The organism is Prevotella sp. 10(H) (assembly GCF_000711235.1).
Taxonomy (GTDB): domain Bacteria; phylum Bacteroidota; class Bacteroidia; order Bacteroidales; family Dysgonomonadaceae; genus Dysgonomonas.
In genome coordinates this window covers 173,375-198,350 of sequence record NZ_JOMI01000003.1, presented here as the reverse complement: position 1 = coordinate 198,350, position 24,976 = coordinate 173,375, and the positions used below count along the sequence as shown (strand labels likewise).

Annotated in this window: 22 protein-coding genes; 12 read left to right on the top strand and 10 right to left on the bottom strand. The window is 39.7% G+C overall.

What is annotated here, in order from left to right; genetic code table 11:
• Positions 1-53 precede the first annotated feature (53 nt).
• The 6 genes from K348_RS0106255 (at position 54) to pdxH (ending at position 3,370) form a co-directional block, all read left to right on the top strand.
• A complete protein-coding gene (locus tag K348_RS0106255) occupies positions 54-572 on the top strand; it encodes a hypothetical protein (protein WP_029904039.1) in 519 nt (172 codons plus the stop codon).
• Between the two features lie 127 nt (positions 573-699).
• Entirely contained in the window at positions 700-1,011 is a 312-nt protein-coding gene (gene rplU / locus K348_RS0106250; RefSeq protein WP_029904037.1) for a 50S ribosomal protein L21, read from the top strand.
• Between the two features lie 20 nt (positions 1,012-1,031).
• The gene (gene rpmA, locus K348_RS0106245) at positions 1,032-1,295 is read left to right on the top strand and encodes a 50S ribosomal protein L27 (protein ID WP_029904035.1); all 264 of its coding nucleotides are present in this window, start codon (positions 1,032-1,034) and stop codon (positions 1,293-1,295) included.
• 219 nt (positions 1,296-1,514) lie between these two features.
• Positions 1,515-2,015 carry a flavodoxin FldA gene (gene fldA / locus K348_RS0106240; RefSeq protein WP_029904033.1) on the top strand — a complete coding sequence of 167 codons (501 nt, stop codon included), beginning with the start codon at positions 1,515-1,517 and terminating at the stop codon, positions 2,013-2,015.
• Between the two features lie 13 nt (positions 2,016-2,028).
• On the top strand, positions 2,029-2,376 hold the full coding sequence (locus K348_RS0106235) for a DUF2023 family protein (protein ID WP_029904031.1): 348 nt from the start codon (positions 2,029-2,031) through the stop codon (positions 2,374-2,376).
• Positions 2,377-2,731: 355 nt separating this feature from the next.
• A complete protein-coding gene (gene pdxH, locus K348_RS0106230; RefSeq protein ID WP_029904029.1) occupies positions 2,732-3,370 on the top strand; it encodes a pyridoxamine 5'-phosphate oxidase in 639 nt (212 codons plus the stop codon).
• Between the two features lie 38 nt (positions 3,371-3,408).
• Here the strand turns inward: pdxH and K348_RS0106225 are convergent, their stop codons facing one another.
• Positions 3,409-4,434, bottom strand: a complete 1,026-nt coding sequence (locus K348_RS0106225) for a DUF4349 domain-containing protein (RefSeq protein WP_081852529.1) — start codon at positions 4,432-4,434, stop codon at positions 3,409-3,411.
• Between the two features lie 110 nt (positions 4,435-4,544).
• On the opposite strand from K348_RS0106225, the gene ybaK reads away from it, so the two are divergent.
• The 6 genes from ybaK (at position 4,545) to K348_RS0106195 (ending at position 9,254) form a co-directional block, all read left to right on the top strand.
• Positions 4,545-5,033 (top strand): Cys-tRNA(Pro) deacylase, encoded by a 489-nt coding sequence (gene ybaK, locus K348_RS0106220; RefSeq protein ID WP_029904025.1) that lies wholly within the window; start codon positions 4,545-4,547, stop codon positions 5,031-5,033.
• 277 nt (positions 5,034-5,310) lie between these two features.
• Positions 5,311-5,541 carry a 4Fe-4S binding protein gene (locus tag K348_RS0106215; protein ID WP_029904023.1) on the top strand — a complete coding sequence of 77 codons (231 nt, stop codon included), beginning with the start codon at positions 5,311-5,313 and terminating at the stop codon, positions 5,539-5,541.
• A gap of 71 nt (positions 5,542-5,612) precedes the next feature.
• Positions 5,613-6,695, top strand: a complete 1,083-nt coding sequence (locus tag K348_RS0106210; RefSeq protein ID WP_029904021.1) for a 3-methyl-2-oxobutanoate dehydrogenase subunit VorB — start codon at positions 5,613-5,615, stop codon at positions 6,693-6,695.
• A gap of 36 nt (positions 6,696-6,731) precedes the next feature.
• Positions 6,732-7,490: a thiamine pyrophosphate-dependent enzyme gene (locus K348_RS0106205; protein WP_029904019.1), complete on the top strand. Its 759-nt coding sequence runs from the start codon at positions 6,732-6,734 to the stop codon at positions 7,488-7,490.
• 12 nt (positions 7,491-7,502) lie between these two features.
• Entirely contained in the window at positions 7,503-8,057 is a 555-nt protein-coding gene (locus K348_RS0106200) for a 2-oxoacid:acceptor oxidoreductase family protein (protein ID WP_029904016.1), read from the top strand.
• A 195-nt stretch (positions 8,058-8,252) separates the two neighbouring features.
• The gene (locus K348_RS0106195) at positions 8,253-9,254 is read left to right on the top strand and encodes a hypothetical protein (protein ID WP_156032793.1); all 1,002 of its coding nucleotides are present in this window, start codon (positions 8,253-8,255) and stop codon (positions 9,252-9,254) included.
• Positions 9,255-9,323: 69 nt separating this feature from the next.
• Here the strand turns inward: K348_RS0106195 and K348_RS0106190 are convergent, their stop codons facing one another.
• The 9 genes from K348_RS0106190 to K348_RS0106150 all read right to left on the bottom strand — a co-directional run bounded on the left by K348_RS0106190 (position 9,324) and on the right by K348_RS0106150 (position 24,882).
• On the bottom strand, positions 9,324-10,184 hold the full coding sequence (locus K348_RS0106190; RefSeq protein WP_029904012.1) for a hypothetical protein: 861 nt from the start codon (positions 10,182-10,184) through the stop codon (positions 9,324-9,326).
• Positions 10,185-10,205: 21 nt separating this feature from the next.
• Complete coding sequence (gene gldM / locus K348_RS0106185) at positions 10,206-11,777, bottom strand: gliding motility protein GldM (protein WP_029904011.1); 1,572 nt, start codon at positions 11,775-11,777, stop codon at positions 10,206-10,208.
• Positions 11,778-11,819: 42 nt separating this feature from the next.
• On the bottom strand, positions 11,820-12,734 hold the full coding sequence (gldL, locus tag K348_RS0106180; protein WP_029904010.1) for a gliding motility protein GldL: 915 nt from the start codon (positions 12,732-12,734) through the stop codon (positions 11,820-11,822).
• Between the two features lie 55 nt (positions 12,735-12,789).
• Positions 12,790-14,952, bottom strand: coding sequence for an SUMF1/EgtB/PvdO family nonheme iron enzyme (locus K348_RS0106175; protein ID WP_029904008.1), 2,163 nt, complete (start codon positions 14,950-14,952; stop codon positions 12,790-12,792).
• Positions 14,953-15,166: 214 nt separating this feature from the next.
• Positions 15,167-18,715, bottom strand: coding sequence for a pyruvate:ferredoxin (flavodoxin) oxidoreductase (nifJ, locus tag K348_RS0106170; protein ID WP_029904006.1), 3,549 nt, complete (start codon positions 18,713-18,715; stop codon positions 15,167-15,169).
• Positions 18,716-18,793: 78 nt separating this feature from the next.
• On the bottom strand, positions 18,794-19,984 hold the full coding sequence (locus tag K348_RS0106165; protein ID WP_029904004.1) for an AAA family ATPase: 1,191 nt from the start codon (positions 19,982-19,984) through the stop codon (positions 18,794-18,796).
• A gap of 152 nt (positions 19,985-20,136) precedes the next feature.
• A complete protein-coding gene (locus K348_RS0106160) occupies positions 20,137-21,891 on the bottom strand; it encodes an erythromycin esterase family protein (RefSeq protein ID WP_081852527.1) in 1,755 nt (584 codons plus the stop codon).
• 79 nt (positions 21,892-21,970) lie between these two features.
• Positions 21,971-22,780 (bottom strand): transporter substrate-binding domain-containing protein, encoded by an 810-nt coding sequence (locus K348_RS0106155; protein WP_029904000.1) that lies wholly within the window; start codon positions 22,778-22,780, stop codon positions 21,971-21,973.
• Positions 22,781-22,788: 8 nt separating this feature from the next.
• A complete protein-coding gene (locus tag K348_RS0106150) occupies positions 22,789-24,882 on the bottom strand; it encodes a putative porin (RefSeq protein ID WP_029903998.1) in 2,094 nt (697 codons plus the stop codon).
• Positions 24,883-24,976: the final 94 nt, after the last annotated feature.

Genomic DNA, 24,976 nt, shown 5'->3' with positions numbered 1-24,976 from the left:
GACAAAAAATTATACGTATCTTTGTAAAACATTACAAAACAAACATTTTACACATGAAAAAAAATATCTTTTTCCCGACACTATTAGCAATTTTCAGCATTGTATTATTCTCTTGCGGAGACGATAATGAACCCGTTCCGAATCAGCCTCTTGATGGAGAATGGCTTACACAGAAACGCGTACTCGAGACGAATGACGAAGACGTAAACAAACGTGTAAATAAGATGTTCGAAATCGATGCCGAAGACTTTATACTTAAAAGGGTTTTTGAAATAAATAAAAATATTCCTGATCTGGGTACAGTCACTACACTGGCATATGATCCGGATAGAAACATAAATGCAGTAAACAGAGATAGTGATTTTACTCTGGTAGGTGACAGCATGAATCTTTCGGACAAAACATTAGGCATAATGCCCGGAACGTATACTATAAAAGGAAATCTGCTGGTAACGAAGTCGAAAGTCAACAAACAAGCCATACAGGCTATAATAACGGAGATAGGTGGAGATCCGAATATTAAAATGAAGGACGATATCGAGGGAATATTAACTATTACCGACAAGAAATAATCAGGTATAAGTATTTGAATATTCGGTAATATTTATTACTTTTGTCACCCGATTGCCAATAGGCCTACAAGAAACCCTTACTAAATAGGGTTCGCCTCAGGCGCATAACCTGTAAATATAAAAACAGATGTACGTAATTGTAGACATTCAGGGACAACAAATGAAAGTTGAAGTAGACCAGAAATTGTTTGTTCACAGAATCAACGCAGAAAATGGCTCTAAAGTAGAGTTCGAAAAAGTATTATTAGTTGACAAAGATGGTGCTGTAACAGTAGGTGCTCCTACCGTAGAAGGCGCTAAAGTCGTGGTAGAAGTAGTATCTCAGGCAAAAGGAGATAAAGTACTTATTTTCCACAAGAAAAGAAGAAAAGGATACCGTAAATTGAACGGTCACCGTCAACAATTTTCAGAAGTTATAGTAAAAGAAATTATTGCTTAATCAGTTAAAAACAGAAGAAAATGGCACACAAGAAAGGTGTAGGTAGTTCGAAAAACGGCCGTGAATCGGAAAGTAAACGATTAGGCGTTAAAGCATTCGGCGGAGAAATCGTAAAAGCAGGAAACATCATAGTACGTCAGAGAGGAACAACTCATCATCCGGGCGAAAATGTAGGCATCGGTAAAGACCATACATTATTTGCGCTGATAGACGGTACAGTAGTATTCCGCAAAAAGAGAAATGACAAATCTTATGTTTCTGTACTTCCAAAGGCAGAAGCTTAAAATAAAGTTTTAAACGTACAAAGAGGGCAGGTTGAATCATCAATCTGCCCTCTTTCTTTATATAAAGCACTAATACACAAACATCTTTCTCTCCTGCTCTACTTATTAATGAGTATTTTAGACTCTAAATTTCATTACTTTTCGGTATTGCCCCGCTGCTCGAAATCCGGTTTCTTTGCATTGTCAAATTGAAATTAATAACTATAATCAATTAACAATATGTCTAAAATTGGAATATATTACGGCTCCACAACAGGAAATACGCAGGAAGTAGCGGAAGAAATAGCAAAAAAACTGAATGTAGACAAAACTGATTTACATGATGTAAGCAAAGCAAATGCAGATTATTCGGCTTACGATGTAGTTCTGTTCGGTTCACCCACTTTAGGATACGGAGATCTGCAGGACGATTGGGAAGACTATATCGATAAAGTGAAGGAGGCCGACCTCAACGGAAAAAAGGTAGCTCTTTTCGGCTGCGGCGACTCTTCGTCTTACAGCGATACATTCGGTGATGCAATCGGCAAAATATATGAGGTTATTAAGGACAAAGGATGTCAGCTGGTAGGTCAGGTAAGCACCGAAGGATATACATACGACAGTTCGGAAGCCGTTGTAGAAGGACAGTTTGTCGGACTTCTAATAGATAATGACAATGAATCCAATATGACCGACCAGCGTATCGCTCTTTGGACGGAAGATTTGAAAAAAGTAATTTAAAACGAATACTGATATGCGTGTTTTTTATCATCTTATTTATGAATATAAGAAAGGGGTCCGCGATCTGATGCTTTGCACCCTGACCGCCGACAATGAAGAAAAAGTGAGATGGAAGCTCGAAAAAAACGCTATCGGTTATCAGATACAACGATTAAAGAATGGGAATATAAATGTATTTTTCGGGAAGGATGAGTGCCTTGCCGTAGCAAACAGGATATGTGGTGATAAGCCACTGAACCTGCTCACTCCCGAAGAAGACTTTATACTCGGCATCTTACTCGGATACAGTATCATCGAGCAATGCAACCGGTACTGTAAAAAGCAAAAAGAAAAGGACAAACATTTACTTTGTTTAGCATAAAACTTTTCTATTGATAGTTTTTTTAGTTGATCTTAGAATCCCCGTGGACGTGATGTTAACGGGGATTTGTTTTGTTTTGATTTATCTATATAATTTTAGCTTATAGCTTATAGTTCTTTGAAATTTAATAGTACAGGATAAAAGTATTTCATTGCCAATTATCAACTGTCCACAAAAACGTTACTTTTGTTACTTTTTAACTATATATGGTTAACGAATGTAAATATTTTTTTGGTGTTTTATCCTGTTTAGCAAGAACAGAAAACTATATTAATTATTCATTGTTAATTATTAATTGAATGATGTTACTTCTGTTACCTTTTAACCAAATATAGTTAATAAATGTAAAAATTATATGACTGATCTATTCAATATAAGACGGGACTTTTCCCTGAAAACCCTTGATGAAAGCGAGGTTACAGCCGACCCAATAAAGATGTTCACTCGTTGGTTTGACGAAGCTATGACTTCCCAAGCCTTGGAACCGAATGCTATGAACCTTGCTACAGCGGATAAAGACGGTAGACCGTCATCGAGGATAGTGCTGCTGAAACAAGTAAAGCCTGAAGGATTTGTATTCTTCACCAATTACAACAGCAGAAAAGCCGTGCAACTAGCAGAAAACAACTATTGTGCACTCGACTTTGTATGGCACGAGTTGGAACGACAGGTACGTATCGAAGGCACGGCAGAAAAGATATCTCCGGCAGAATCGGATTCTTACTTCGAAATGCGCCCGGAGAAAAGTAAACTGGGCGCATGGGCATCGCCTCAAAGTCGGCCTATACCCAACAGGGAATATCTGGAAAGAATGATGAGCGATTTCGAATCGGAGTTTACGGGAAAAGACATTACCCGGCCGGACAATTGGGGTGGATATATTGTAAAGCCGTACTTAATAGAATTCTGGCAGGGGCGCAAAAACCGTCTGCACGACAGGATACAATACAGTCTTGAAGATGGGGTATGGGAAATCGTACGGCTAGCTCCATAACAGGAAAGCCGGACGTATCCGGCTCCCTTAATTGCAGCCTATTCTTTTGCCCGACCGCTTCTCTTTCTGAACCATATAAATAGGAATACACCTATGCCAACAAGAACCCATAATGGCCATATATATACCAGACATAAAAAGACCATACTTACGGCAGACCATCCGGCAGCGAATCCATCTGCAATCTTAGAACCAAAGCCCGGAGTGTATTCTTCATAAGGAGCCTGACGCAGCACCTTTTCGGAGTACTCTATCCTGTCCTGATATAAGCTGATACTTATAGTGCTGTAAGCAATCTGTTCGTTTATATTATACTCTGATATTACCTTCCGGTCGGCATCAGCCAGTGTTTCATCCAGTGCATCTTCGGCAGCCATGATATCATCAAGTTTACGTCCGGTTGTGCTTATCGCGTTGGATATCCGCTTTTGGCGTTTAGCTAAACGTATTTGTGCCAGCTTATCCGACATCAGTTTTACTGTTACATCATCAGCATCTATTATTCTGTAGTCCACTATGAGCGCTAAGGGCGCTATCTGGCGAAGTACGGTATCGAGAGAAGAAGCCGGAACTTTCAGGTTGATCGACGAAACCAGATTGCAATAGTATTTTACCATAGCCGAGTCTTTCGAGATATTAATAGTCTCGGTACGGAAGTTTTCATTATTAACTGACGATTTGATAATAAAACCTTTATTTATCAGTGCAACATCCTCAATTTTCCTTGTCGCAGATACTACATCTTTGACCTTAAACTTAACCTGCGCCGTGCGTATAAACTTATGAACTCCGTCGTCGAATGCCGTCGATGCAGCAGAAGATGCTACAAAGTTAGGAACGATAGTAGGCGGAACAAATCTAACTGCATCCGGCGGAGCCTGATGTTTGACAACTTCATATACTTCTTCCATGGCTTTATCGGCAGGACTTTTTTCATCTTCGGTAGCTATCTGCGACATAGAATAGGCTTCGTTCATTACTGCGTCCTTATGGCTATTGCTGCAGGATAGAAATCCTGTAAATCCTATGGCTGCTACTATTAGTAGGTTATTTATGGGTTTCATGGCAAAAATTATTTAATTTCACATTCTGATTAATAGATGATACGGAATGGTTAATTCCATAAACATCTTAACAAATTGTTTAAGCTATTGCCAAATATTACCTTTCAATAATGAAAATAGAGAAAACAAATGCCGCCAGACTACTGGATAAAGAAAAGATAGAATATCAGCTTATCCCATACGAAGTAGATGAATCCGACCTCAGTGCAGTCCATGTTGCAGAACAATTGGATGAACCCGTAGAACAGCTTTTCAAGACGTTAGTATTGAAAGGTGATAAGTCAGGCTACTTCGTATGCATCATACCGGGAAACGCAGAACTGGATCTGAAAATTGCGGCAAAGATATCCGGAAACAAGAATTGTGATATGATTCCTATGAAAGACCTGCTGAATGTTACCGGATATATCAGGGGAGCATGTTCACCGATAGGTATGAAGAAGAAATTCCCTACCTATATTGATGCATCATGCAAAAATTATAACTTTATCTATATTAGTGCCGGAAAGAGGGGATTGCAGATTCAGATAAAACCGGAAGATTTAATAAAAATTGCAGATATTAAACCTGAAATAATCATAAGCACCAATATTGCATAGACAACCTTCTGTGAGTCAGCATTTGTTGCTACCCATAAAAAACAATAATATGCATAATAGTGTTACTTTTTTTAACATCTTTGTCTATGAAAATGGGAAATATAAAAATAAATACGTATACCTTTGTGCTAGATCAAACGAAATTCCCCCATCGGAAAAGTAGTACTGGAAAACTAATCGTTTCGAAGCAGCGTATTGTCTGCTTGCTATAATGACCATTCATGGTTATTATTTTAGAAAGGAAACATTGAATTTTTACTTTTACTATTAATAGGAAATGGCCAAAATCAAAGGAACAGTTGTAGTAAATGAAGAGCGTTGCAAAGGATGCAATCTATGTGTTGTATCATGCCCCTGCGACGTATTGGAACTGCAACCGCGGAATGTAAATCAGAAGGGCTATCATTATGTTTACATGAAAGACCCTGAAGCTTGTATAGGATGTGCAAATTGTGGATATGTATGCCCCGACGGCTGCCTGACCATATACAAGAAAAAATTTGAATAGTAATAACGGATTATCTACCTGTACAAACAGAGCAGAGCGTATCAAAATTCGTTTTTAACCAAACAAAGCTTATGTCAGAAGAAATATTTTTAATGAAAGGCAACGATGCCATTTCACATGCTGCAATAAGGTATGGAGCAGATGGCTACTTCGGTTATCCGATAACTCCCCAATCGGAAATAATGGAAACTTTAATGGCTGAAGCACCTTGGAAAACTACAGGGATGGTAGTACTGCAGGCAGAAAGTGAAACAGCCTCAATAAATATGGTATACGGTGGTGCAGGCTGCGGTAAAGCAGTGATGACATCATCTTCAAGCCCCGGGATGAGCCTCATGCTCGAAGGCGTATCATACATAGCAGCAGGTGAATTGCCTTGCTTACTGGTAAATGTAATGCGCGGAGGCCCCGGACTGGGAACAATACAGCCCTCACAGGCCGATTATTTCCAAGCGGTAAAAGGCGGTGGTCATGGAGACTATAACCTTATAACACTTGCGCCGAGTTCAGTACAGGAAATGGCCGATTTTGTAGCGCTTGGTTTCGACCTTGCTTTCCAATACCGCACACCGGTGATGATACTCACTGACGGCGTCATTGGTCAAATGATGGAAAAAGTTGTACTTCCCCCATATAAGCGCAGAAGAACAGATGCTGAAATCAGGGAACAATGCCCTTGGGCAACGCTCGGCCGACTACCGGGAAGGCAACCAAATATTATTACAACATTAGAACTGGATTCAAATAAGATGGAGGCTAACAATCTTCGTCTACAAGCTAAATACAGAAAGATTGAAAGCGAACTATGCATGCATCAGGAAATAAACTGTGAAGATGCCGATTACATATTGGTAGCTTTCGGTTCTGCTGCACGTATATGTCAGAAAACGATGGAACTTGCGCGCGCCAAAGGTATAAAAGTGGGCCTTATCCGTCCGATTACATTATGGCCTTTCCCGTCGAAAGAAATAGAAAAATATGCCTCTAAAATAAAAGGAATACTTACAGTGGAAATGAACGCCGGACAGATGGTTCAGGACGTTAGGCTGGCTGTAAACGGCAAAGTGAAAGTAGAGCATTACGGGCGTTTGGGTGGAATAGTATTTACCCCAAGTGAAGTACTTGACGCCCTGCAAAACAAATTTGACTGTTAATAAATACAGTTATGTAAAATTAAAAGTAGAAAAGTTATGAGTACAAATATTATAGACCCTGCTAACCTAGTATATGCAAAACCAGCATTGATGAACGATGCCGAGATGCATTACTGTCCCGGATGCTCACACGGTGTTGTACATAAATTAATAGCCGAGATAGTTGATGAAATGGGACTAATGGAAAAAACTATTGCGGTTGCTCCTGTAGGTTGTGCAGTCTTTGCATATAACTATCTGGATGTGGACTGGCAGGAAGCCGCTCATGGACGGGCGCCTGCGGTGGCTACGGCTATTAAACGACTCAATCCTGAGAAGATGGTATTTACCTATCAGGGTGACGGCGACCTTGCAGCTATCGGCACGGCAGAAACAATACATGCAGCTAACCGCGGTGAAAATATAGCCGTTATCTTTATCAATAACGGTATCTACGGGATGACGGGAGGACAGATGGCACCTACTACCCTTCTGGACATGAAAACCTCTACTACCCCTAACGGACGTAATGTGTATGAAAACGGCTATCCGTTGAAGATAACCGATTTGTTGGCCCAATTGCCGGGTGTATGTCTAGCCACGCGTCAGAGCGTACATACTGCTGCTGCTGTCAAGAAAACTAAGCGCATGATCAGAAAGGCTTTTGAAAACTCTATGGAAAATAAAGGGCTCTCGATTGTCGAAGTAGTATCCACCTGTAGTTCGGGATGGAAAATGACACCCGAGGCATCCAATAACTGGATGGTGGAAAATATGTTCCCTGCCTATCCGTTGGGAGATCTGAAAAACATCTAAAAAAGGAAAAGCATGACACAAGAAATAGTAATAGCAGGTTTTGGAGGACAAGGAGTATTGTCGATGGGAAAGATTCTGGCCTATTCGGGACTTATGGAAAACAAGGAAGTTTCATGGTTCCCATCTTACGGCCCTGAACAACGGGGAGGAACAGCAAATGTAACCGTTATCCTTAGTGACAATCCGATCAGTTCGCCTATTGTTAACGAATACGATGTAGCAATCATATTGAACCAGCCGTCGCTGGAAAAATTCGAGCCGCATGTGAAACCGGGCGGTATACTGATTTACGACCCCAGCGGATTCCAGCATCCACCTACAAGAAAAGATATAAACATTTATAAGATAGAAGCTATAGATACGGCTACATTGATGAAGAACAACAAGGCTTTCAATATGATTGTACTTGGAGGACTTCTGAAAATATGCCCTATGGTAAAACTCGAAAATGTAATGCTAGGACTAAAAAAATCGCTGCCTGAACGTCATCATGGCTTATTGCCTATGAATGAACAGGCTATTCTGAAAGGGATGGAAGTGATAGAGGAAGTGCAGAAAGCCGGTTAATAGAAAGGACTTCATATATGAGAGGCTGTTTTGGAAACAAGACAGCCTTTTATATTATCTGACAATAATTAACTTAATATGCAACGTTTCTGCTTTATATCGCATCTTATTAATATATGCCAGACACCTGAACGACAAAACACAAGATAACAAGCTTTACTTATATTACATATTATTAATTTAACACTCACATTTATGAAAACACTATTGTCCAGAATCTTACCTCTAATATTGTGCTTAGGATTCTTATTCATTTCATGCGATGACGAAGACTATTTGCTAAAGAAGCAGTATGACGAAAACTATCAAGCCAAAGAGTTCTTAGAAGAGAACAAATCTACATTGAAACAGGAAGTTAAGGTAAACACTTCGGAACTACCCAAGACAATAACTCTAAAAGAAGGTGTCCAGATCACTATTCCTGCTGATGCATTAACCAAAAATGGAACAGCTATAACAGGAGAATTTACAGTAGAGGCATATGAAATGCTGAAGCCGAGTAGTATGATCTTCTCCGGAACAAATACAAATTATGCGGGTAAGAACATCTTTGAATCCGATGGCTTTATATTCATAGATATTAAGCAGAACGGGGTAAGCATCGACCAGAATCTGAGTTCACCTATTACCGTTAGTATCCCTACTGACAAAGAAGATGGTACAATGACACAACTTTGGGTTGGTAACGAACAGGCAGGAGAGCAAGAGAATCAGTTTGCATGGGAAGATATTCCTGAAGATGATATGGAACCTAATAACAGGGAGAATGGAGCTTTTGCCAAGAATAAGAGATTCGAGTTCCTGCTTGGTAAATTAGGATGGATCAATTGCGATATATTCTGGTCGAGTACAAACGGCTTCACAACAGTTACTGTCAAACTATACGGCGACTTCGGTAAACTGGCTTCATATCTGGGATACACAGGTGATACGTTTGTATTCTTCCGTGCAAAAGGCGTATTAGTATTAGCGCAGATATATACGACTGTAGATGATAAGACGGTCAAAAGCTATGACAACAGCGTACCTTTGGGTGCACAAGGCAAATTGATTGCCTATTCCGTAAAAGACGGTAAATTCACTTATGCCGAAAAGGAAGTGACTATAACTGCAGATATTTCGATAGATATGGATTTACAAGAGATAAGTAAAGAAGACTTGGAGAAGAATATAAAGGCATTGGATACCTATAAATAATAAAGTCATTATAATAAAAAAGAGCATCCATTATTGGATGCTCTTTTTTATGCTTTATATCATAGAGTATTATCTTCTATTTTGAGCAGCATAAAATTTAGCCTGAATATAATCCAGTTCATATTCTATACGCTTACGCTCGTTAATGAGGTCTTTTATCTCAGGGAAGAAAGCCGACAGATGTCTGAAACCAACCTGATAAATACAACCTCTGTACCATCTATTGTGAATGATATCAAACATAGAAGCATTGCTTAACACGGGTGTAATATTAGCTACAGCAACCGGTGATACCGCTCTTGCCAGATATACACTGATATCATCGAAACGTACCCAGAATAGAGGGAAAAACTTTCCATTCTCGGATAATACCGGACAAATATGTGTTACACGGATATCTCCTTTGAAAGTCTTTATATCAAAGAACCATCTCTCTTTAACCAAATAATGGCTTATCTTCGCTGAAGGGATATCTTCTTTCTTTATAGTAAGCGTTTTATCACTACTTTCTGTAAAAGGAATAGCAGCCTCTTCGAGCGTTTGTTTACCTGTCAATTCAGGACTCAATTCAGGTACAGCCTGATACTTGTAGCCGTTAATAGTATTAGTACTCAAAAGGTTTACCAATAAAGAAAACAGATTTACTCTTGTATCGGTAGATTCCTGTGGATAGAAGAAAGTTTCATTACCTTCTATATCACTTACCTGACGGTATATCTCACGGGACCAGATAGAAGAAGAGTAATCGTTCATCGAACCCTCCATCACTGCCAGTTCTCTGGTAGATATCTCTGTTGCCATATCCTCAGCTGTGGATGTAACAACAGACACCTCGTCTAATATGCGTGGTCGATTGTTTGCGAAGTTTTGTGCGGAAAGTGTACCAACTATCAAGAGCCCGCAAAACATTAATGAAATAATGGATTTCATAATATTCTATTTTTGTGTTAATTAATTAATCGTTATCTGCATCGGATTTGTTTCCTGTTCAACGCCGTCAGGTCCTTTGACCTTTATGTCGCCTATGAAGAAACGCGTTCCTCTGTTCATTCTTCTTATTTGTTCGATCTGACGTTGAGAGAAGCTTGCTCCATTCGATAGTTCCGGAGTAGTATTTCCCATAGCGTCGAAAGAATATGTTCTAAAACTTAGCACTGTAAACTGTATGTCAAGAATACCATCGTCAATAGATGCCTTAATTCCCGGAGAATTTAAAATAACTGCCCTCGACAAGGCTCCTTTTCTAAACTTCCTCGGACTACCGTTAGCATCGTTATATTCGATGTATGCTAATGCCGGAGGCAAAGGACGTATCCTGAATTCTTTTCTTGCTACTATTTGTGATACTCCGTTCACTTTAGCAGTAACGGCTATAACAAATTTTTGCCCAATTTTCGCCGAAGACGGTGTTGCAACCCATAGCCCATTACCGGATGAAGTCAATGTTCCGCCATCTAAAGCGGAAGCTGACACATCACTGACGGCTACTCCCGGAACAGATATACTGACCTGATTAGGAATACCTGAATAAAGTACATCCATCAGCAACGGAGCAACAGTAGCCATCGGTTCCATGACCGTATACTCCTGCTTAAACTCACGCCTAAGAGGAAGCCCGCTCCTATCCATCATTTCAATGTATCCGTTGAAGCTTTGCTTTCCTGTTCCTGTAGCATTAAATTCGTATAAGCCATTCTTCTCTTTTGGCAACTCTTTGCCATTGACTACTATCGTCGGACGCTGTGTTGTATCTACTGCCGCCATGATAATCTGAGCTGAATAGTTAGTTCCTCTCATTACCATATTAGATTGCGGTACAACAAATGCGCTCAATTGATTTACACGCAAATCTTTTATATCTATATTCTGAATAAGGTTGTTGAGGACTTCGCCTTCAGCTTGTCTCACATTTACCTGCAATTCAGACAAAAAGGTTATTGCTGCTATACTCGGCATCCTGTCAAAAGATGCTTGCAACCAACTCTTACCGTCTTTTCTGGCCCTTTCGTTCGGCTCAGTAGATAAAGTCTTGCTCACGACATCTTTCTTCGCATTATCCGAGATCAAGACCAATATTCCGTCACGGTATTCGTCAATCAACCCTTTCAATTTATTCCCCTGTCCGCCGACGGGTGATATCATTACTTCCGAAGAAGCATCGAGATTATCTTTCGATTTCAGGTTATCGATATCGGCATCCGCACCATCACTCTTCTTAGCTATCTCCTGTTTTAAGTACTGTATATAGTTAAAGAGCGAATCGGTCTTACGTCTTATATCCTGCGATATATCGTATCCTGTTTTTGCTTTCTCAGGATTAGAAGTATATGCTTCATCGATATCGGTATATATCTGTTTATTACGTGCGTTTGTAACCTCTATATTCTCCTGAAGGTTATCGTTAACTAATACAAACCCGTCCAGAACCTCTGTGGATACATTTAAAGCAAGCATAGCAATGAAAACCAGATACATCAGATTTATCATCTTCTGTCGCGTCATTTGCCCTCTACTCAATGCCATCAGTTATCTTCTTTATAATTTCCAGATTCAGATACAACTCTGTTAGAAATTAGTTGGGTTCATATTATTGTTGTTATTTGTTGTCATAGCCTGTAATAAGCGAGCATATACATTATTCAATGCTTCGATATGCTTAGTCATTTTTGCAGATTCTTCCCTGAACATATAACTATCTCCGATAGCGCCGTCATACAGGCCTTTCATCCTGATCAGGCTATCATTGATATATCTGATAGCAGACATCTGTTCGTTTATTGTTTGCAATTGTGTATTGAAAACATCATTCAGTCCACTTACATTCTCGTTTAATGTTGCCAGATTATCTACAAAACCCTGAGTTTCGGTCACATGTTTATACGCACCCAGCAACTTCTGGGATGCTTCATTCAATGATTGTATTGTAGTAGAGAACTCTTCCAGATTTTGAGCTGTGTCATTTAGACTTTGAGCATATTCCGGAGAAACATTTTTGCTTCCACCTGCAGTATTTCCTGATGCCACAGACGGAGAGCCAACTGATGTACCACCTGAACCCTGAGCATTTGACATGCCCGAAGATCCGGCATAACTTCCACTACCTGCATTTCCGCCACCTCCTATAATAACAACCGAGCCTGAACCCTCGACTTTACCTTTTCCTGATTCTGTTGAGGCTCTTGCTGCTCCCGGAGGTGCTACTACGGTACCACCGGTAACACTGCTACCGACAAAAACACCTGCATTTGCAGGGGTTTCTGTAGCCGGAGTCGGTGAAATGTAATCAAATGCGGAAATGAAAAACACTATAGCTTCTGTAATCATTCCCGCCATTAGTATGTAATCGGCAAAAGGAAGATGAATAATCTTAAACATGGCTCCAATGATCACAACTGCAGCCCCCCAGCTATATAAATAGTTGAATATTATCTGTCCTTTTCTACTGGATATGAAATGTTTAATATTATCTCTCTTTGCCATCTTGTTCACCTATAAATATTATATATAAGTATATAACTTATATTTTGTCGATTTATTATCTAAATCTACCTTTTTCGTCAACACCCCACGATCTGACACATCTGAATCCGATGAAAGAGCGTCCTTTATCCTGAAATTCTACTGATCTTTCTCCTGATCTTACTGTAGCATCTTTCCAAGATCCGCCTTTCACGATTTTGCGTTTCAGAATCGCCGGATCGGCAAGAACAGCCCTGTAACTGAAATCAGGGTTTGCCTCGTCAGCCATACGGTCAACAGATTCGGTAAATGTAGTAGTTGTCCATTCAGAAACATTTCCGGCCATATCATACAAACCGAACCGGTTTGGCAGGAATGTGGCAACCGGCGACACTAGATCTTTCAGGTCTTTGGATGCACGGAAATTAGCATGCGCTAAGCCGTCTGTAGTATGAGTTTCGTTAGAATACCACGGATAGTCCAGTTCCGAACGTCCGTTTCTTGCTGCAAATTCCCATTCTGCTTCTGTAGGGAGTCTGTAACCTTCAAAACCAGCCAGACTACAATTACTATCGTAAACATAACGATCGGTACGCCATGCACAGTATGCATCGGCTGCTTCCCATGATACACCAACCACAGGGAAATTATCGTAAGCCTTAGATGTAAAATAGCTTTCTACATAACGTTCGCTCTTTGCATTGGCGAAGTCTGTCATCCAACTCATTACATCGGGATATATATTTACTATATAAGTATTTGTAAAATCGATTCTGTCGCCATGTGATAATCTCGACAATGTTTCGCGAACAATATCTCCTCTCATGTTCACGTATGCAGTATCTTTAGTAATTGCTATAGAAGAAGCTTCTCCCTCCTGCAATTTACTTAAAAATGCATAGTAGCTTTTCGAATCGAACCAGTCGTATTTATAATTCATTGCTGATGATACCAAGCCACCTTTATCTGCACCGAACGGATTACCTCCGACAACGCTGGCTATAGCAGCTGATTCTCTGCTTGTAGGATTCTTCCAAGGAATGGATTTTGTCCAGTTAAGACGCTGACCGACCGGTGCGCTCAAATCATCTTTCGGTCTTACCAATACTTTAAATGTAGGGTCTCCACCATAAGCCGGGTCTGCCAAACGTTCTCTTATTATCGAATCGCGTACCCAATAAACAAATTCGCGATATTGTTTGTTCGTTACTTCTGTTTCATCCATCCAGAACGGACTAACAGCAACTAATTTGCGAGGAACAGAATCACCCCAAAGAGGGTCTACACCAGTACCCATCTCGATATTACCCCCCGGAACAAGTACCATCTTGTCACAACCGCGGGCAATATTATACGGCATAAGCAAACGTGTTTCGATAGCAGGGTCGATATATTTAGGGTCTCCGAATTTGTAAGCAATACCCATTGTAGCCTGTACAATACCATTGTTACTCATGTCTCCTTTTTGTCCGTCAAATCCGTCGCTTACAATTACGCCTCTACCTTCCGCAAACACCTGGAATTTTCTTGTAATATTATATCCCAGATTCAAACCGAAGCTGCCTCCAAAAAACGTATTGTTCAGTGTACCCATATGAGCAAAACGTTGATACCAGCCCACACCTGCGAACGGCCATATTTCAAACTTACGGTTAGGTTGATATCCTTTTATCAGATTGATAAGATTCAGCGACACGTCTCCTGTAGCACTGAAATAACGCATATGCTGCATGTAGTATTTTTCATTCTCACCCCACGCTGCATGGTATACAGGCACTCCAGTGTGGTCTACAACACCATACATGTAATCCTTGCCTTCTTCCCATCCCATATAGTCCCATTGTGGGTCTTTGGATATTTTCATAAAATCGTCTCCGTTAGAACCGTCTTTCCACCATCTTGTATAGGTTCCATTCCAACCATCGTTAAAACCATGCAAGCTACCTCCTGATAATTGCAGACGAAGCGTGATTATATTACTCATCCGGCGGCCGATAGTTAAAGTCGGTGCGAATGTAGCTCTTTTGTCCAGACCAATGCGATTGCCCGGAACTCCATTGTCATCTTCTCCAAAATAAACCTGCGCCCCGGCCCCTATTGAGATAAACCAGAGAGGATCTTTGAGAAGGTATTCATTTCGGCTAGGAACCGAATACTGCTCAGTACGATTAGTCTGTGCTAAGGATACTATTGACACACAGAGCAATAGTAGTGAAGTTAGTAAAGTCTTTTTGTTCATATGTTTTGTATCAGTTATAATAACTATATATCAGGTTTGGCAAAGATAATACATATTTTTCAAATTATAATTTATTTGAGTACTAAAAATATCAAAGTTTACAATGAATAATCCCGTAGAGATAAGGCTTTTAACAAAAAAGCAGGGTGAATTATCAAAATTCACCCCGCCTAAACGCTAATATTTATTAATTAATATAGTTATATATTAAATCTTATTCTGGCTTATCAGAAGATTCAGCTGCAAGACGCATATAGCTCTTATAGCGCCACATAGCATTGCTTTGAGCAGCCTGGTACAATTCTTCCGATTCTGTCGGATTCGATTTCTGAAGCGATGTATAACGAACCTCGCCTTTCAGATAATCCTGGAATTTAGTCCAGTCCGGCTCTTTGCTATCCATGATAAACGGATTCTTGCCTTCGTCTTCCAACATCGGGTTGTAACGCCATAGATGCCAGTATCCGCAGGCCACAGCTGCTTTCTCTTCATCCTGAGCATGCCCCATTCCTTTACGCAACCCGTGGCTGATACATGGAGAATATGCAATTACAAGTGACGGTCCTTTATATTCCTCAGCTTCCTTGATTGCTTTAAGGCATTGTCCCTGATTAGCACCCATTGCTACCTGAGCAACATATACATAACCGTAAGTAGTCGCTATCATACCAAGGTCTTTCTTACGTATTTTCTTACCGGCAGCAGCAAATTTAGCTACAGCAGCCACAGGTGTAGATTTGGAAGACTGACCTCCCGTATTAGAATAAACTTCCGTATCGAGTACAAGGATATTTACATCTTCACCCGAAGCAATTACATGGTCGAGACCACCGAAACCTATATCGTAAGCCCAACCGTCACCTCCGAATATCCAGATAGAACGCTTGATAATATATTGTTTCAGAGAATAGATTTCCTTGCAATATTCGCATTTGTCTTTTTCCACTTCAAGCAAAGGCATCATTCTTGCATGAATTTCCTTTGTCTTTTCAGCCTCGTCTTTATTCTCGATCCATTCTTTGTAAATAGCTTTGATCTCAGGAGAACACTGGTCGCAATCCTGAGCCTGCGTCATCAGCTTAACCAGCCTGTCGCGCATTGTTATATTTGCCAATGCATAACCAAGACCGAATTCGGCATTATCTTCAAACAATGAATTTGCCCAAGCCGGACCTTTTCCTTCCTCATTCCTACGATAAGGAGTAGAAGGTGCAGAACCGCCATAGATTGAAGAACAACCTGTAGCATTGGCAATCAGCATACGGTCTCCGAACAGCTGAGTAACAAGTTTTACATATGGAGTTTCACCGCAACCTGAACATGCGCCTGAGAACTCAAACAATGGAGTTGCAAACTGAGAGTTTTTCACATTCAGTTTTGTATCCACAAGGTGAGCCTTGCTGGTTACATTTTTGATCATGAAATCCCAGTTGTTCTGTTCAGGGAATTGTGTACCGATTTCAACCATTTTAAGGGCTGAATTGCCTTTTTTGCCCGGACAGATATCGGCACAGTTACCACAACCAAGACAGTCTAATACGTCTACCTGAATGCGGAATGCCATACCATCGAATTGTTTGCCCTGAGCTTTGAGAAGTTCGATACCGGCCGGAGCATGAGTCTGCTCTGTAGCATCCAACATAAATGGACGGATAGTAGCATGAGGACAAACATATGCACACTGGTTACACTGTATACAGTTTTCAGCTTCCCATACAGGAACGAAAGCAGCTACACCGCGTTTTTCATACTCAGTAGTACCGTTATCCCATGTACCGTCTTCACGGCCAACGAATACAGACACTGGCAAGTCAGAGCCACGTTGCGCATTTACCGGACGAACAACTTTCTTGATAAATTCAGGAGCATTGTCTTCTTCCGCTTTGCCAACAACAATGTTAGCCCATTCTGCAGGAACTTCTACTTTCTCTATCTCGATACCGCGGTCTACGGCAGCATAGTTTTTGTTTACAACATCTTCTCCTTTACGGCCATAAGACTTCACAATGAATTTCTTCATCTGCTCTACGGCAAGATCATAAGGGATCACATTAGAAATTTTGAAGAATGCAGACTGAAGGATCGTATTTGTACGGCCACCAAGACCAATTTCTGTAGCAATCTTAGTTGCATTGATAATGTAGAAATTGATATTGTTTTCAGCCAGATATTTCTTCACATGGTCAGGCAGGTAATTACCAACATCTTCCTTACTCCAAACAGAGTTAAGCAGGAATGTTCCATTCTTTTTCAAACCTTTGGTTACATCATAAAGATGAAGATAAGCCGGAACGTGACATGCCACGAAGTTCGGTGTATTTACCAAATAAGTAGAACGTATAGGATTGTCACCGAAACGAAGGTGAGAAGCTGTAAAACCTCCCGATTTCTTAGAGTCGTAGGCGAAATATGCCTGACAATATTTATTTGTATTATCGCCGATAATCTTAACAGTATTCTTATTAGCTCCTACCGTACCGTCAGAACCTAATCCGTAGAATTTTGCTTCATATGCAGTTTCATCTACCGAGACTTCTTCTTTCAATGGAAGTGACTTGAAAGTCACGTCATCCACGATACCGATAGTGAAATCGTTCTTCGGCATAGGCATAGCCAGATTTTCATATACTGACATGATCTGTGCCGGAGTAGTATCTTTAGATGAAAGACCGTAGATACCGCCAACAATAGTCGGAGCATCTTCTTTTCCGTAGAAACAGTCTTTTGTATCCATATACAATGGTTGACCCGGAGCTCCCGGTTCTTTTGTACGGTCGAGAACTGCGATTCTTTTAGCTGTCTTAGGAATAGCCGAAAGGAAAGCTTCTACTTTGAACGGACGATATAAGTGAACGGCAACAAGACCGACCTTCTCGCCTTTGGCATTCAGGTAGTCTACTGTTTCCTTGATAGCTTCCGTTACAGAACCCATTGCGATAATTACGCGGTCTGCATCTTCTGCACCGTAGTAATCGAACAAACCATATTTACGGCCTGTGATTTTGGATATCTCTGCCAGATATTTTTCTACGATTTCAGGAACTGCATCATAGAATTTATTAGCAGCTTCGCGAGACTGGAAGTAAATATCATCATTCTGAGCAGTACCACGCGTTACAGGGTTTTCAGGATTGAGAGCCCTTTCGCGGAATTCAGCCAAAGCTTTCTGATCGATAAGCGGAATCAGGTCTTCCTGATCCATTTCTTCCACTTTCTGTATTTCGTGCGATGTACGGAATCCGTCAAATATATTCATGAACGGAATACGGGACTCCAACGTTGCCAGATGGGGAACTGCCGAAAGATCCATTACTTCCTGTACGGAACCCGAGAAGAACATGGCAAAACCGGTCTGGCGTGCTGCCATTACGTCCTGATGGTCACCGAAAATAGAAAGAGCCTGCGCTGCAAGAGCACGAGCCGAAATATGGAACACACTTGGAAGAAGTTCACCTGCAATTTTATACATATTCGGGATCATCAACAACAGACCCTGAGAAGCTGTATATGTAGTTGTCAATGCACCCGCCTGCAGTGAACCGTGTACTGCACCGGCTGCACCTGCTTCGGATTGCATTTCCTGTACTTTCAATACTTCGCCGAATATGTTCTTGCGGCCTGCTGCCGCCCATTCATCGACATATTCTGCCATTGTCGATGACGGTGTGATCGGATAAATCGAAGCTACCTCGCTGAACATATATGAAATATGCGCTGCAGCCTGATTACCATCACATGTTAGGAATCTTTTTTGTTTAGCCATACCTTTGTAATAGTTGATTATCTTAATTGATTTACGTTATAATTAGTTGATTTGCATCCCTGCCAAATCACATACACACTAATATAAAAAACCGAACAGCCAAAGAGGGATTACATTTTTATCGCCGGCTTCAAGGCTTCCTACCGCATAGAATAGTTCCGACTTATTCTTACCCCTACTTTTTTGTCCTTCTATCTTAAATTTATATTTCTTTCCGTCGTTTTCCACAATAAACATTCCGCTTTTCACACCCTTTTTCAGCTTACTGTCGCTATGATGCACCTGATTGTAAAAAAATGTTTCGCGCAAAGACTGATCTTCTATCTGGGACATTTTCAGTGGAAATATCAGATTTGTATTGTGCATATATACCAAATCAGGTTTTTTAGGAAATTCTTCCCCTTCGCTGTATAGCATGTTTATCAATCGGGCACTTCGCAAATATTCCATATAATTAGTTACAGTAGCTCTCGATATCTCACAATCGATGCTCAACTGGCTTATATTAGGTTTGCCGGGTGCCGACTGTGCTATCAGATATAGCAACTTTCTGAGTTTAGGCAAATAACTTAACTCAATCTGCCTGATAGACAAAACATCTACTTCCAGCATCATATTCACCGTCTTCAACAGGTTTTCAGAGAAATTCCTTTTCTCCAGAAAAAACGGGTAATAACCATGATGCATATAAGACCAGAAATTATCGAGAGGCCTTATCTGAGAAGAAACTTCAGCAGCAATCTTCTGATGATTGTTTATAATCTCCTCAAGCCTATATGCCGAAAAACTCTTCTTGAACTGAATATTAAGAAACTCCCTATACGAAAATCCTCTCAGATTGTACACCTGAACTATTGGTGATAGACCTTCATCCTCGTGAAGCTTCATTACAGTAGAACCTGTAAAGACAATCTTCAACTGAGGATACAGTTCGTAACATTCTTTCAATTCCTTTGCCCAGTCTGGATATTTGTATACCTGATCGAGCAAGAGTGTTTTGCCGCCTCTGTCGACAAACTCACGGGCAAAACTGGTAATTGTCCTTATGGTAAAATAGAATTGGTTCAAATTTATATAAAGACAATCCCTTTTGCTTATATCGAAAAACTCTTTCGCATACTGGAGCAGAAACGTAGTTTTACCTACTCCTCGGGTTCCTTTTATTCCTATAAGCCTTTGCGACCAGTCAATCTGCTTCATCAACAACCTCGGAATAACACCATCCAGATGTTCCACTAAATATCTATGTGTACGAAAGAATGATTCCACTTAATAAACTAAATTAAAATCCGACGAAGGTACTTTTTTTTTACGTCATTGCAAAGTCAAGATAGCAATTTTAATCATTTTTTATCAAAAAAACAATACTATAAGTCGGATTGACACTTATAACTTAAAATAAGTGATTAAATAGTATATAATTACTCCGATGGGGATAATAGCTTAGTTGGTGTAGATTCCTTTATAAATATAATAAGGTCAAAATCATCCACCAGATAAGTTCGGAAAAATTCACACTTTTGCTTGGTAAGGCCTGCATTGCGAAATTCCATATCGCCAGAAAGCCATTTGCCATTCATTGAACTATCTTTTTTTGCTTCGCGTAAATCAAGTATAAAAAGAGGTTCCTCTATCGCATTAAACAAATATTCATAAGTTCCCGGATAAGCTTCCTTTGATTTCTGACCTGACAATGTATAATTCACGCCTGTTGCTGCCGTGTGCTTACCATGATAAAAAGCAAATCCGATAGATAGATATTCTTCATCAAGTGCTTTCGATAAATGGCTTCCCATACTATATCCACTTTTTTTAATATGCCCGTTATGAGCCCACACTGCAATCTTAGACTGTGGATTCTGATCTTTTATCCATAAAAGATTTTCGGCCATAAATTCATCCCTCTTAGCAGGGGATAAGTTCAGGTATTGTTCTAATATTCTTATATTCTGATGCAGCCATGCCTTTTTTTTCGTATCCATAGAAGACTGATCTATTCCTTCTCTGATAAGGCTTAACTTTATATTTATTTTTTCTTTAATAAGTTTCGACTCCTCCTCTGATAAGGGTTTAGTATAATCCTTTCTTTCGGTTAACTTATTTTTCAACTCTTTTATGTGTGATTTGACATTTTTGTTCCTGATAAAAGCTGATTCTAATACTTTAACTGATTCATCACAAAACTGCATATCAAATCCTGTAAATTGCATTCTATCGACCGCAGAATTATAAGTTTTCATCCATTCTATCATATTCCTCACTTCGTGTGTGCTCCATACGCCATAATACATATTTTTTATGGGATTAATTTCTTGGCTTCCAAGACCTTTGATATAATTGTTTATTTCGCATGCTTCCGGCATATTGGCCTCTATTGAAAAAATATCAAAGCCATGTTTTTCTGCAAGGTATCTGATTATCCTATGCTTCATCTGAAATATCTCACTTGTACCATGCGAAGATTCACCTAGCCCTATCACTTTTGCATGCTGAATCATCTTATCTAATACTTCAAGATCATTATTTGATTTTACATCAGGATCGAGTGTCTCTAATGGATGTATATATTTCTGTAACGATGAAATTTCTTCTTTTTTCGGTTCAAGCACTGAAGGGTCAGATTCAATGAGTTTGATTCCATCGATAAAAATCTCAAAATCGTCGAACCATGCTGTACCGCTTCCTGACAAAATTCCACCGAAGTTAATATCTGTTGCTTGCGTATCGACATTAACTTTCAGTGAAACCAATTGCCAATCAGTGGTACCTTTTATACCCCGATCTTTCATATCATCAAAGAACAGGGTACTATCGCATTGTGATACACTACACCATAACCCTGAAAATCCGTCATTGACCGAATGAACTCTTATTTTTCCCCTTAGTTCCACTTCTTTACCTAGTACAAGATCAAGAGGCAATGTTCCAAAAAAACGGAATTCTTTACTATATAAATGCTTACTTTCTATTTTAAAACATTTACCCGATTCCTCGCGCCTATCCACTAGTTTAAAATCATACTCGGGATTCCACATATTCCATCTCAGAGGAATATCATTATCAGGCACTGAATATTCGAATCCAAGATTTAAAAACGGTCTTTTCGAATCAGGTTCCAAAGTACATGCTGATAATATAGAGATAATTATAAATAAGGTAGAAAATGACCTTTTCATTGTCTGATCAATAATGAATGAGCAATTAAACAGGTTTGAGGTGTTCTGTAAGTAAATAACAAACCGACAGAACCGTATGTTAATTATAATATTTTTGATATATCCTGTCGTATTCTTTCGTATTTTTCACCTGCCTTATCCATTGGTTTAATGAATCCAGCAAAACCGGAGATTTTTCACTTACCACCCATGCTTCTATATGTGTAAATCCTATAAGTGTCGAATAATCTATTTCGGGCAAAGATTCAGCCACCTTTGCCGCCCTCTTTTCGTCGCAAACGGCATAGTCTATCTCTCCGGATGCTACCTGCATAGCCAACTGTTCTGCACTGTAAAGAGGATCTTCTTTAATGTAAATAGTATCTCCTATTTCGTGTGAAAGATTGCGTATTCTTAATATGGCAGGGGAATCGGCAGCAACGTACAATGTTTTTTTTGCCAAAGCAAGATGACTTCTTAACGGTTCAACCCCGTCGTTATATTCTTTTTTGCGTTGAACGAGTACCTGTCTGTTCTGGGCTACAGGTTCTGTAAATATCAAACTTCCCCGAAGTTCGGATGTGATTGGAATATTACGCGCCATAACATCGTATTTCCCATATTTAAGACCTTCTATGCTCTTATCCAGCCCGGACTCAAGCTTTATTTCTATTTTCAGTGGTATATATTGTTTTAGCAGCTGGATAAGATCGTAATTGAAACCGGCAATCGTATCCCCGGATACAAAATAACCGACAGAATTATAATCCGTTACAATACGAAGAACACCCACATTCTTTATTTCCTCAAAATCCTTAGGCTTTCCATTATCACTAAAAAGGAAAAGGGAGATAACTGCCAAGACAATTATCACTCCGGTAGCAGATATGAGTTTCTTTGTCTTTGTCATAAGCCGGATTAATTATTGAAACGCCACGATAGTCCTAATTTCAACATCCTCGGATTCACAGGATAACGATAGAGAGAGAACGACTGGCCATTGCCCATTCCATCGGCCAGATTATACATCATTATATAGAATCGGGTATATTTAAGATGCAGATTTACATAAGCTGTCGCAATAGGAAAATTTCCGATTTCTTCATTCCTTTGATTATAAAACTGCATCGTCAACGGCTCGTATCCGGGCGCATAATATTTTGTGTGGAAATGCGCATCAACCCCCAATTGAAAAGTCAATACTTTTGCTATTTTAGTCAACAAGTAAATATTAGTATAAACGCTAAGATCGGGTAAAGGAATTACTTTATCATTACTCGTTTTTTGGTATACTATTTGATTATCCCAGTGAAAAACGCCAGCTTTCAGATCCTGGTTGAGTTGAAGGGAAATCACTTGCACATTGCCTGATTCCTGAGCAACCAGCCTATCTGAATTATAATATATGTAATTCTTTATATTCTCAACCCCTCCGCTGATACGTGTCTTGGAAAAAGACAATTCAGGAAAAGAAATTTCTCCGCCGACAAAAACCCTGTTAGTATTGCTAAAGTCAGTATTTTCACTTGTCCAGTTCCAATATTTGGTAGAAAAATTCTTCTGGAAATAACTCGGGCTTATGTTCTTTACATACGCATGAGCCTTTGCAGATACATCTTTTCCAAATATCTTCAACATGGTAGTTATTTCCCCTTCTAGCTTGGAGTCTTTTCCGTCAAGAATATTAAATTCACCCGAAGCCCTGTATTTTAAATATTTACCTTTCTCTTTCGATAAAACGCCACCTATAGTAAGAGCATTTTCTCCTTCACGTTCATGTAATCCGGGCAGCGCTCCGGGTATCGAATATTTTCGCATATCATATTCGGCAAAAGCAGTGAGACCAAACTTTGTCCACTTGCGAAAGCCTTCATTCATAGCCAGAGCGAGCGTATTTTTGAAGGAATAATAGGACATAAAATCGTTCGCATTATTGCTATATTTCGGCCCGTTCACTACATCTCCGTTAATACCTGTATAATAAGGATATAACTCATCCATTTGATTGAATTCGGAAACAAAACGGCGTTTTTGATCGGTATAATGAGTTGTTAGTATAACACTGGCAGGAGACACGTAATTTTCCTTCTTTCGCCAAGCCTTTGTTGTATCATTCACCATGTATTCTTCCTCATCATTACCCAGATCGTAGCGATTAGTTACATATAAGTGTCGACCACGCATTTTATTCCATGTATGCTGCATCCTGATCGGAATATCGAGAGAATTGCCGCGGAATTCCGTCTGCCTTATTTCGTCCGAATTAGGATTGGTTATATAAAGAGAATTAGTTATCCCTCCATTTTCAATATTATTGAAATTATTGTTGTGTAAGAATGCATGCATCTTATATTTATCGCCTATGTAGCTGGCATAAAAATCATAACTCATCTGCTTGTTTGACAAGGATGTATAATACCCCCGCGAATAAACGTAATCAAAGTCAAAGCCAACATTCAGTTTCTTTCCTGCATTAATTGAAACTTCGGTCTGCAAACGGTGTTCCGAACTTTCACCTCCTCCTCCGGTCTGGTAAGTTACATTTGAATAAGGTATCTTAGTATTCATGAAGTATTTATCTTCAGGGTTCTTACGCCAATGATACATAGCATCAAGAAATACAAAACGGGAAGGATCAGGACGATTAAAGAATATTTTTGACTGTAAGGGCGACCCCACATTTCCTAAATATCCCATTGTTACATCGAGCCCGTCGACAAGCAAACTTTGATGAAAATCTAAAGTGGCCGTATCCATTGGCAAAAAGATACGCTCACCCAAACGAGGTGTAATTTTCCATACATACATAGACGGAGTTGCAACTTTAGCAGTATCTGTCTTAATACTGTCGACCGGTAAGGCTACAGGAACAGAAGGTACAGAATCTGTCTTCACCTCTTTTGTCTGTCTGACAGCAGCAGGCCGGTTTGCAGATCTACGCCTGTTACTCTGAGCGCTCAGTGCAGAAAAAACGGCAAGTAACAGAAATACTGTAATTATATATTTTTTCATCGGTGCAAACTTACACAAAAAATGAAAAATGAGGCGTTAATGTTTCCATAAAAACAGATATTTACCTCTATTTATTGTATTAAGATTATCTAAA

Excerpts from the sequence above, each read along its gene's own strand:
- K348_RS0106255 (WP_029904039.1), top strand. The coding sequence starts at position 54 with ATGAAAAAAAATATCTTTTTCCCGACACTATTAGCAATTTTCAGCATT.
- rplU (WP_029904037.1), top strand. The coding sequence starts at position 700 with ATGTACGTAATTGTAGACATTCAGGGACAACAAATGAAAGTTGAAGTA.
- rpmA (WP_029904035.1), top strand. The coding sequence starts at position 1,032 with ATGGCACACAAGAAAGGTGTAGGTAGTTCGAAAAACGGCCGTGAATCG.
- fldA (WP_029904033.1), top strand. The coding sequence starts at position 1,515 with ATGTCTAAAATTGGAATATATTACGGCTCCACAACAGGAAATACGCAG.
- K348_RS0106235 (WP_029904031.1), top strand. The coding sequence starts at position 2,029 with ATGCGTGTTTTTTATCATCTTATTTATGAATATAAGAAAGGGGTCCGC.
- pdxH (WP_029904029.1), top strand. The coding sequence starts at position 2,732 with ATGACTGATCTATTCAATATAAGACGGGACTTTTCCCTGAAAACCCTT.
- K348_RS0106225 (WP_081852529.1), bottom strand. The coding sequence starts at position 4,434 with ATGAAACCCATAAATAACCTACTAATAGTAGCAGCCATAGGATTTACA.
- ybaK (WP_029904025.1), top strand. The coding sequence starts at position 4,545 with ATGAAAATAGAGAAAACAAATGCCGCCAGACTACTGGATAAAGAAAAG.
- K348_RS0106215 (WP_029904023.1), top strand. The coding sequence starts at position 5,311 with ATGGCCAAAATCAAAGGAACAGTTGTAGTAAATGAAGAGCGTTGCAAA.
- K348_RS0106210 (WP_029904021.1), top strand. The coding sequence starts at position 5,613 with ATGTCAGAAGAAATATTTTTAATGAAAGGCAACGATGCCATTTCACAT.
- K348_RS0106205 (WP_029904019.1), top strand. The coding sequence starts at position 6,732 with ATGAGTACAAATATTATAGACCCTGCTAACCTAGTATATGCAAAACCA.
- K348_RS0106200 (WP_029904016.1), top strand. The coding sequence starts at position 7,503 with ATGACACAAGAAATAGTAATAGCAGGTTTTGGAGGACAAGGAGTATTG.
- K348_RS0106195 (WP_156032793.1), top strand. The coding sequence starts at position 8,253 with ATGAAAACACTATTGTCCAGAATCTTACCTCTAATATTGTGCTTAGGA.
- K348_RS0106190 (WP_029904012.1), bottom strand. The coding sequence starts at position 10,184 with ATGAAATCCATTATTTCATTAATGTTTTGCGGGCTCTTGATAGTTGGT.
- gldM (WP_029904011.1), bottom strand. The coding sequence starts at position 11,777 with ATGGCATTGAGTAGAGGGCAAATGACGCGACAGAAGATGATAAATCTG.
- gldL (WP_029904010.1), bottom strand. The coding sequence starts at position 12,734 with ATGGCAAAGAGAGATAATATTAAACATTTCATATCCAGTAGAAAAGGA.
- K348_RS0106175 (WP_029904008.1), bottom strand. The coding sequence starts at position 14,952 with ATGAACAAAAAGACTTTACTAACTTCACTACTATTGCTCTGTGTGTCA.
- nifJ (WP_029904006.1), bottom strand. The coding sequence starts at position 18,715 with ATGGCTAAACAAAAAAGATTCCTAACATGTGATGGTAATCAGGCTGCA.
- K348_RS0106160 (WP_081852527.1), bottom strand. The coding sequence starts at position 21,891 with ATGAAAAGGTCATTTTCTACCTTATTTATAATTATCTCTATATTATCA.
- K348_RS0106155 (WP_029904000.1), bottom strand. The coding sequence starts at position 22,780 with ATGACAAAGACAAAGAAACTCATATCTGCTACCGGAGTGATAATTGTC.
- K348_RS0106150 (WP_029903998.1), bottom strand. The coding sequence starts at position 24,882 with ATGAAAAAATATATAATTACAGTATTTCTGTTACTTGCCGTTTTTTCT.